Origin of the sequence: Streptomyces sp. NPDC059003, assembly GCF_042740445.1 — a bacterium.
GTDB lineage: Bacteria > Actinomycetota > Actinomycetes > Streptomycetales > Streptomycetaceae > Streptomyces.
Map to the genome: position 1 here is coordinate 1 of NZ_JBHYJH010000284.1, position 7,397 is coordinate 7,397.

Consider the following 7,397-nt stretch of genomic DNA (forward strand, 5'->3'; position numbering starts at 1 on the left):
GCGGGGGGGGGGCGCGCCGGGCATCGCCTTGGGTTCGGGCGACCCCCGGCGCGCCAGACCGGTCACAGTGACGGATGTACCCACCTGGGGCCACACCTCTGAGACCACGCCCATATCAGGCGGTACCTCGGGGCCGGATCGCCGTCCGGGAGCGACGCATCCGGACAGCGGGGTGCCCTGCGCCTGCGCCTGCGGCTCGGCCACCGGGCACGAGGTGCGTCCGTGAGACCGCGCCAGCGTACGACCTTGGATCCTGGCCAGCCCGCCCCCACACCGGCGGCGCCGGAACGCGCCTCCTCGAGGTCACTCCGCGGTGGCAGCGCCACCAGCGACGGCCGGGGAAGTGCCCAGGCTGAACGGCCAAGAGACCGGTCCCTCCGGCGTGGGAGATTCGCGGTGGCCGGGCTACTGGGTCCGGCCCGGCCTACCTTCCGGATCGCCACAACGGCACCGCGGCGACCATCCGCCGCTCCAACCCAAGGCCGGAGGGAACTTCCATGACCGTCGAGATCCACGAGGACGTACGCCCGAGCACGGGCCAGCTCGCCGCGCAGATCGCGGCAAGCCTGTGGACGCACGATGACGCGCTGCCCTCATACTACACGAGGTGGCAAAAGCAGAAGGGGAGGATGCGGCCCCTGGCGGCGGCGCTGAGGGCCCCGGCCGTCACAACGGCCGCCGACGTCGAAGTCGATGACCTGGTGGTGATCTTCGACCAGCGGCGCCGGGCCCGTCAGTTCGACCTGCTGCGCTACCTCACCGCCCGAGAGGCGGTCGCCGACCGCGAGACGACGGTGGCCCGCGTGACCGCCAAGACGGCCTGCACGATCACCGTCGTCGAGTGCCAGCTTCCGACCGGCTACTGGGCGTATAGCGCGACCTGCGCGCCTTCGGGGAGCCGCAGGCGCACGCCCAGGACCGCACGATGCGCCTGAACGTCCCTGGCCGACCGATAGGCCGCCTCGGAGCGCTCAATGTGCTGCGCCGCCGCATCGCCGAGCACATTGACTTCCCGGAATGGGATGCCGGGTACGCGGCCTCGAAGCGGGAGCAGCAGGCTGACGACGAGGAGCGCCGCGCCCGACACGGTGCCGAACATGAGCGGCAGCGCCCCCTTCGCGCCGCCGCAGAGCGGCTCGGGCAGATCTCGGCGACGACCCGATGCAGTGGGGCGGTCCGTTGGTGGCAGGGCCGTCGTTGCCCAGGCGCTACGCGAACCGGGACGGCTGCGCGCCTATGTCGCAGGGCTCAAGGCCATCGGAGCCCTCAGCGACGACGCGTATGTGGTGGCGCAGGAGCAGTTGGACGTCCTCGGCCACTGACCGGGGCCGCAGGATCGACGGCTGGTGCCCGCGCCGCGCCTGAGTCCGCGCCCACCTCCGGGCGCGGACTCGGGCCGCTCACGGCAAGCAGATCAGCTTGTCGAGGGCGGCCTTCACCGCGTCGAGCGTCGTCGCCCGCCCGTACTCGATCGCACCGGCCGCGTCGAGGACCTCGCTCAGGAGCTTGCGGTCGTTCTCCTCCCAGTGCGCCCAGCCGGTGACCGCCAGGGTGAGCTTCTCGCGGGCGTAGAAGAGGTCCGTCTTGGCCTCCGCCGACGACGGGTTGGCCAGGTACGTCTCCAGGAGCGTGAACAGTTCCTGCCCCGCTTCCGCCAGGTCCCCCGGGGCCCCGCTCTCGTGCTCGCGGCCGTCCACGCCCATGGTGAAGGGCTGGTCTATGACGTACGTCCTGTCCAACATTCGCTCCTTGTGAATCTACGGCCGCGCCCACCGGACGCACCCGAACTGAAGACCGACCCTAATGTCCGGGACCCCGGCGGGGGCCCCGCGGCCTGCCGGAAGTCGCTCAGGACTACTGCAGGGCAGCGGCGACGGCCGCCGCGCAGGCCTGGGTGTCGTCGTAGTAGTGGCTCACCGGCGTTTCGGGATAGCCGGGAGATGTGTACACCGGCGTGGCCACGCCATCGGTGATCAGCCGGGCGCGCCAGCCGCAGTGGTCCCGGACCGCGTGGGCGATGTTGTTGCGGAAGTCGACGAGGACGTACGGCGGCCGCGTTCCGTCGGCGGCCGCCGTGCTGTACCCGGCCATGAGTGCGACCGGGCGTCGCTGGCGGCTCCGGTCGGCGGGCCGGTAGCCGGATTGCACGCCGATGAGCTGGTCTTCGAGCAGGGAGCGCAACAGCCGGTCGGCGCGGCACTCGCACACCGCCGCCCGGCACTGTCGCGTCGCAACCCAAGCCTTCAGCTTGGCGACGCCGCTGAAGATCGCGGTCATCTCCTGCCTGCCGAGCTCCTTCAGAGGATCGTCGGGCTCGTCCGAGTGACCCAGCATGGTCGAGGCAGCGAGGGCGTTGGTGCGCAGCTCGTCGAGGCGGATCCGGAGTGGGCCGAAGCACTGCGGGACGGTGCCGGCGGCCAGGGTGGCGAGCGGGCCGGTGCGTTCGCCAAGGCGCGGGCGGCCTCTACGGCCCCGGCCGGGGTGGTGATGGGCATGACGAAGTTCTCCGTGAGTTGGTGGGTGGGCGGAAGGTGCGGACTGCCTTCCTGCAGTGGTCTGCGTCCCGGCCCAGGCGGGGATGACCTGGGACGCGGCGGGCAGTTCGGGCCGCTTGGGTTCGATCTTCCGGGGCATGACGCGTCCTTCGAGGGCGGTCTGCGCGTTGACCAGGTCGAGGATCTTCAGGAGGAGGTCGGCGGGCACGCCGGTCAGCTTCAGGACCTCGGCCGCTGAGGCGTCCTCGGTCAGCCGCACGGAGCCGGAGCAGTGCGCCTGCGGCGCGGTGGAGCCGTCGGGCCGGTGCTGCGTCGGGGACCAAAACGACTGCTTGCGGGCATCGACGGCATGCGGCTGCTCGTACGGTGCGGCCCTCAGCGCGGGCAGCACCTCGCGCATCCGCCGGTTGAGCGCCTGCCGGTTCCGGGTGTCTTGCTGGGCCTCGCGCTGCCGGGCCAGGGCGGTGCCGAAGGTCTGCTGTTAGCCGGGCAGCAGGCTCTCGATGATGTGGCGGGCTTTGCTGTCGGGCGAGGTGTCGATGCCGACGGTGACGGGCTCGGCCCGCCACTCGTAGTACTCGCTGGGGTAGCCGCCGCGGACGGTCAGCCGTCGTCTGGCCGCGCCCTTGCGGTAGCTGCGCTCGTGAATGAGTGACAGGCTCATCCCGCTCGAGTGCTCCAGCGTGACGCTCACGAAGTCCACGGGCGTGACCCGGTGGCGCCAGCCGCCCCCCTCAACCTGGCGGTCGTTGAGCTCGACGGCGAGCGTCCGGCGGATCCGGTCGGCCAGTTCGTGGGCCTCGCGCCGCTCCACCTCCCGTCGCGCGGTGCGTGCCAGCCACGTCTCGGAGGGGGCTGCCTCGGACGCCTTGGCCTGCTGCCGCTCACCCAGGGCCGTCACGAGGAAACCTCCTCGGCGTAGGTCAGGCCCTGGGTGGCCGCGTCGTAGAGCGCTCCGTGGAATGCCAACTCGGCGACGCGCTCGTACCGGGCCTGATCGAACGTGGTGAACGGCAACTCCACGCCGTGGGAGGCCAGGAGCCGGGCGAACGGCAGAGCGGTGCCCTCCGGGTAGATCCCCTGGTCCGGCACCAGGTCGGCCGCCGGCCAGTAGAAGCGCTTCTCGTAGCGCACCACGGCGCCGGAGAGGCTGTCGTACACCAGGACGTGCAGGGGCAGCTGCAGCTCTTGGAGGCGGCGGTGTCGGCGACCGGTCACACCGAGCACCACCGTGTCTCCGCTGCCTGCTCGAGGACGGAGTTGGAGGCGCTGCTCGGGGGGGGAAAAGCGGTGAGCGCCGAGCGGGTCGCCGAAGTCCTCGCCTCCCCGGAGGCGCGGCTGCTGGCCTTTGCGCACGGTGGCCAGGTGCTGATCCACCCGTCCGCCACGAGCCTGTTCTACGCGGTGCTGGGGCGACGAACCCACCGCGACCCCAAGCCAACTGGCCCGGCCCCGCTGATGATGGTGGCGCCGGTGCCCAAGACCCGGCCGGTCAGCGAGCAGGACACTGCCACGGCGGCGGCCGCGGCCGCGCTGCGGTGGCTGGACAAGCTGCTGGAGGTCTTCGCCGAGCCGTCCTGGCCCGCGCTGAAGAAGGGCGGGATCAGCGTGAAGGAGGTGCGGCGCCTCGGCCGGCTGCTGCACATCCCGGAGGGGGAAGCCCGGCTGTGGCTGCACCTCGCCGACGGCCTGGACCTGATCGAGGCCCGGCACGGGCGGTGGCAGCCCACCAAGCAGGCCGCCGCCTGGAACAGGGCGGAGCCCGCCGCCCGCCTGGCCGACCTCGGCCGCGCCCTGCCCGGGCTGTCCGCGCTGCCGCTGCTGTCCCTGCCGGACCCAAACCGCCCCCAGCAGATGGCGACCACGCTGAGCAGCGGCGCCACGGTGCGCCACGCCTGGCAGGCCCGGCGCACCGTGCTGCGGGTCCTCGCTCAACTCCCGGCCGGGCAGGGCACGCTCGTCGACCAGGAGCTAGCCGCCACAGTCTACTACCGCAGCCCACCGCCTTCGCCCCGTACCGACACCGGCCGCCGCTCAGTGACGACAGCCTGCTCAGCTACATGAGCATCTGGTGCTCCTCGAAACTGGAGGCGGACACGGTGACCGCGGTGGTCATGCGCGAGCTGGAACTACTGGCCCTGGCGGCCGACGGCGCGCTCACCGGCCTGGGCCGGACCCTGGCCGACGGGGCCGACAGCGAGCAGCTGCTCGCCGTGGCGACCGCGCTGCTGCCCCTGCAGGACAAGGCCGCCGTCCTCGCCGACCATCTAGTCGTCGTCGCGGGTGTGCCCACCCCCGACCTGACGGCGGTCCTCGAGGACCTGTGCGACCTGGAGCGCAGCGACGCGCACACCCAGTCCTGGCGGATCACCCCGACCAGCGTCCGCCGCTACTTCGACACCCACCCCAACGCGGACCCCACCAAGGCTGGGGCCCGTCTGGAGGCCGTCTCCAGCACCCCGATCCCGCAGACCGTCACGTACCTGATCACCGACACCGCGAACCGCCACGGGCACATCACCGTCAGCCAGGCGCTCGCCGTCCTGGACCTACACAGCGAGGCCCTGGCCACCGAGCTCGCCCACCGCCGCGAGCTGCGCCACCTGGGACTGAGCCAGGTCGGCCCCACCGTCCTCCTGGCCGAGGCGGACCAGGAGGACGTGCTGAAGGCACTGCGCGACGCCGGGTACGCACCGTCCGGCCGTCGGGAGCAGCTCGCCGCCCAACTGGCCCCGGTGCGCGGCGGGGGAGAGGCGTACGAGGCGCCGCCGCAGCTGCGCGCCGGCGCCCGAAGCCGCCGAAGGACTACCCGACGTGGGTCGCCGCGCTGCCCGCCGATGAGGAGCCGGGCACGGAGTCGCTGGCCAGCCAGATCAGCGAGCTCGCCCCGGACCTGGGTGCGGCGGACTGCACGGCGCTTGCCGCCGCGATCGACTCCTGCGGCCGGGTGCACATCGAGTACCGCACCGGAAACGGCGGGCACTCCACGGTCACCGTGACCGCACCCATGCTGAAAGGCCACGCCCTCACCGGAACGGCCCGGAGCTACCACCTGCCGCTGTACCTGAACTCCCTGCGGCTCGTGCTGCCCCTCCCCGTGCCCCGCAGCGGGAAGAGAAGCTAACCCGCGTTTGGCCATGGGGCCGCGTGGTGCTCGCGGCCGAGCCTGATCATCGCGTACCGCCTGACGAGAGGACAGCCTGTCGCCCGGACGCGCCGCTCCAGGGGCCTGTGCGTCGTGTGGGCACGAGAGTGATCGTCATGAACGAGAGCACGGATGAGCGCACAGGGACCTGGCACGAGCAGGAGTGGAGTTGGGAGGCCGAACAGCCCGGGCTGCGACCGGCCATGGCCCTGCTCGCTGACTTCGCAGGGTCCGGCCCCGTTGGAGCCGACGCAGATGCGGCCTGGTGGCGGGGCGGCTCGTCGCAGACGGGGTGGGACGTGGAGGGCGATGGCGCTCGCGTCGATGTGAAGCGGGCGTGGTGTGCTTGGTACTGGTGAGCTCGTCTATTCAAGTGTCGCCAATTCCTCCTGGAGTAGAGCCTGCTCGTGACCGTGTGTCATCGCGGGGATGCGGGCAACGTCCCGACCCTGGGCTATGGGTTCAGAGGCATAGTTAGACTTAATGGGCGTCGGACGCTGCCTCGAACGCCATCTGCACCTCCGCAGTGAGCGGGTGACCGATGCCGAGCACCCGGACACAATCCTCGGTCAGTTCAGCGAGGCGCTGTGCGCGATCCCGCGGGCTACTGCGGGACGCGTATAACAAGCGGACCCTGAGCGTCACTTCGTGGTCGGGCCCAAGCAGGCGACGGGCGTCCGTATAGAGGCTCTCAGGGGTTGCATCCACAACCGGACGGCTGCCACCACCTTCCGCGTCGCCGGTCTTCAATAGGGCGAGCCGGATGCGCAACATGCTGAGGCTGTCCCAACTCATGCAGGCGTTCGCCGTTGCCAGGAGTTCGTGCCCGACTTCCTGGGCCTCGGTGACAGCGCCCTCGTTGTGCAACGATTCGACATAGGCGAGTTTGATCTTCACTGCCTCGGGGTGCAGGTACCCAAGGATGCGGTCCGCCTCCGTGGCGTTGACATGGGCGACGTCGACCGCCTCGGACAGGCGCTTCGACCCGCGCAGCACGGAGATCAGCGCCGACCGGGCCCACAGCACCCGTTGGTGGTCCGCGCCGAACCGCCCTTCGGTGTCCTCCACCAGATTGACGGCGCAGTCGGTGGCCTCCGCCGTCTCACCGCAGCGGATCAGGCCCTCGACGACGCTGGCTCTCACCCAGAGAACAATCGGGTGGTGCGGACCCAACAGCTCAGACAGACCGGGGATCTCATGGCGAAGGTAGTGAACCGCAGAGTTCCAGCCCCTGACTTGAGCGGCCGCGTACAATGCGTCGATCCGGGCCAGGCTGAGGTCCAGCGTGTCCACAGCCGGATCGCCTTCCCAACGCGTGAGCAGCCTGTTGGCGGGGTGCCAGGCGCCAGACCAGTCGCCAGCGGTGCCCACCCAGTAGACGAGCCGCCGCTCACTCAGACGTGTGTAAGGCGAGTCGGCGCCGAGCATCTGACGGGAGTCTTCACAAACGGCTTTGGTCAGCTGGACCGCCTCCCTCATCCGGCCCGTCTCCCCTGCCCAGTACGCTGCGGCCTGCCGAGCGGCGAGCGTGCCCAGATGGTCACCTCCAAGCCGCTGGGCGCAGCGCTGGACGAGCCCGTTGGCGTGCGAGGCCGCCGCCTCCGGACGGCCCGAGCGCCCCAGATGCCGGATCGCCGTGGCCAGCTCCCCGATCTCCGGGTTGCGGGCGGGCCAGAGTTGCTCCACCGGGGCCAGCCGCACCAGCCCCGCAGCGTCGCCCTCTCCTGAGCCATCGTCGTCTTCTTCGTCGCCCCAGC

At 71.1% G+C, this 7,397-nt stretch carries 10 protein-coding genes; 5 read left to right on the top strand and 5 right to left on the bottom strand.

All coding sequences use genetic code 11. The features are described from left to right. Nucleotides 1–497 precede the first annotated feature (497 nt). Together ACFWZ5_RS43395 and ACFWZ5_RS43400 are read left to right on the top strand one after the other, a co-directional pair. On the top strand, nucleotides 498–935 hold the full coding sequence (locus ACFWZ5_RS43395) for a hypothetical protein (RefSeq protein ID WP_384892578.1): 438 nt from the start codon (nucleotides 498–500) through the stop codon (nucleotides 933–935). A gap of 231 nt (nucleotides 936–1,166) precedes the next feature. Beyond that, on the top strand, nucleotides 1,167–1,322 hold the full coding sequence (locus tag ACFWZ5_RS43400) for a hypothetical protein (protein ID WP_384892580.1): 156 nt from the start codon (nucleotides 1,167–1,169) through the stop codon (nucleotides 1,320–1,322). 78 nt (nucleotides 1,323–1,400) lie between these two features. Here the strand turns inward: ACFWZ5_RS43400 and ACFWZ5_RS43405 are convergent, their stop codons facing one another. From ACFWZ5_RS43405 to ACFWZ5_RS43420, 4 genes are all read right to left on the bottom strand, one after another. Then, entirely contained in the window at nucleotides 1,401–1,742 is a 342-nt protein-coding gene (locus ACFWZ5_RS43405; RefSeq protein ID WP_384892583.1) for a hypothetical protein, read from the bottom strand. A 112-nt stretch (nucleotides 1,743–1,854) separates the two neighbouring features. Further along, entirely contained in the window at nucleotides 1,855–2,895 is a 1,041-nt protein-coding gene (locus tag ACFWZ5_RS43410) for a hypothetical protein (RefSeq protein WP_384892585.1), read from the bottom strand. A gap of 81 nt (nucleotides 2,896–2,976) precedes the next feature. Then, nucleotides 2,977–3,396: a hypothetical protein gene (locus tag ACFWZ5_RS43415; RefSeq protein WP_384892588.1), complete on the bottom strand. Its 420-nt coding sequence runs from the start codon at nucleotides 3,394–3,396 to the stop codon at nucleotides 2,977–2,979. Continuing rightward, the gene (locus ACFWZ5_RS43420; protein ID WP_384892591.1) at nucleotides 3,393–3,713 is read right to left on the bottom strand and encodes a hypothetical protein; all 321 of its coding nucleotides are present in this window, start codon (nucleotides 3,711–3,713) and stop codon (nucleotides 3,393–3,395) included. The genes ACFWZ5_RS43415 and ACFWZ5_RS43420 overlap by 4 nt, the downstream gene beginning before the upstream one ends. A gap of 72 nt (nucleotides 3,714–3,785) precedes the next feature. Between ACFWZ5_RS43420 and ACFWZ5_RS43425 the strand changes: the two genes are divergently transcribed. The 3 genes from ACFWZ5_RS43425 to ACFWZ5_RS43435 are packed head-to-tail and all read left to right on the top strand — an operon-like array spanning nucleotide 3,786 to nucleotide 5,619. Next, nucleotides 3,786–4,559: a hypothetical protein gene (locus ACFWZ5_RS43425; RefSeq protein ID WP_384892594.1), complete on the top strand. Its 774-nt coding sequence runs from the start codon at nucleotides 3,786–3,788 to the stop codon at nucleotides 4,557–4,559. Next, a complete protein-coding gene (locus ACFWZ5_RS43430; RefSeq protein WP_384892597.1) occupies nucleotides 4,556–5,494 on the top strand; it encodes a helicase-associated domain-containing protein in 939 nt (312 codons plus the stop codon). Before ACFWZ5_RS43425 ends, ACFWZ5_RS43430 begins: the two co-directional genes overlap by 4 nt. Further along, nucleotides 5,491–5,619 carry a hypothetical protein gene (locus ACFWZ5_RS43435; RefSeq protein WP_384892600.1) on the top strand — a complete coding sequence of 43 codons (129 nt, stop codon included), beginning with the start codon at nucleotides 5,491–5,493 and terminating at the stop codon, nucleotides 5,617–5,619. The genes ACFWZ5_RS43430 and ACFWZ5_RS43435 overlap by 4 nt, the downstream gene beginning before the upstream one ends. 501 nt (nucleotides 5,620–6,120) lie before the next feature. Here ACFWZ5_RS43435 and ACFWZ5_RS43440 read toward each other — a convergent pair. After that, nucleotides 6,121–7,397 (bottom strand): hypothetical protein (locus ACFWZ5_RS43440; protein WP_384892603.1); only part of this gene is annotated, 1,277 nt, incomplete at its 5' end.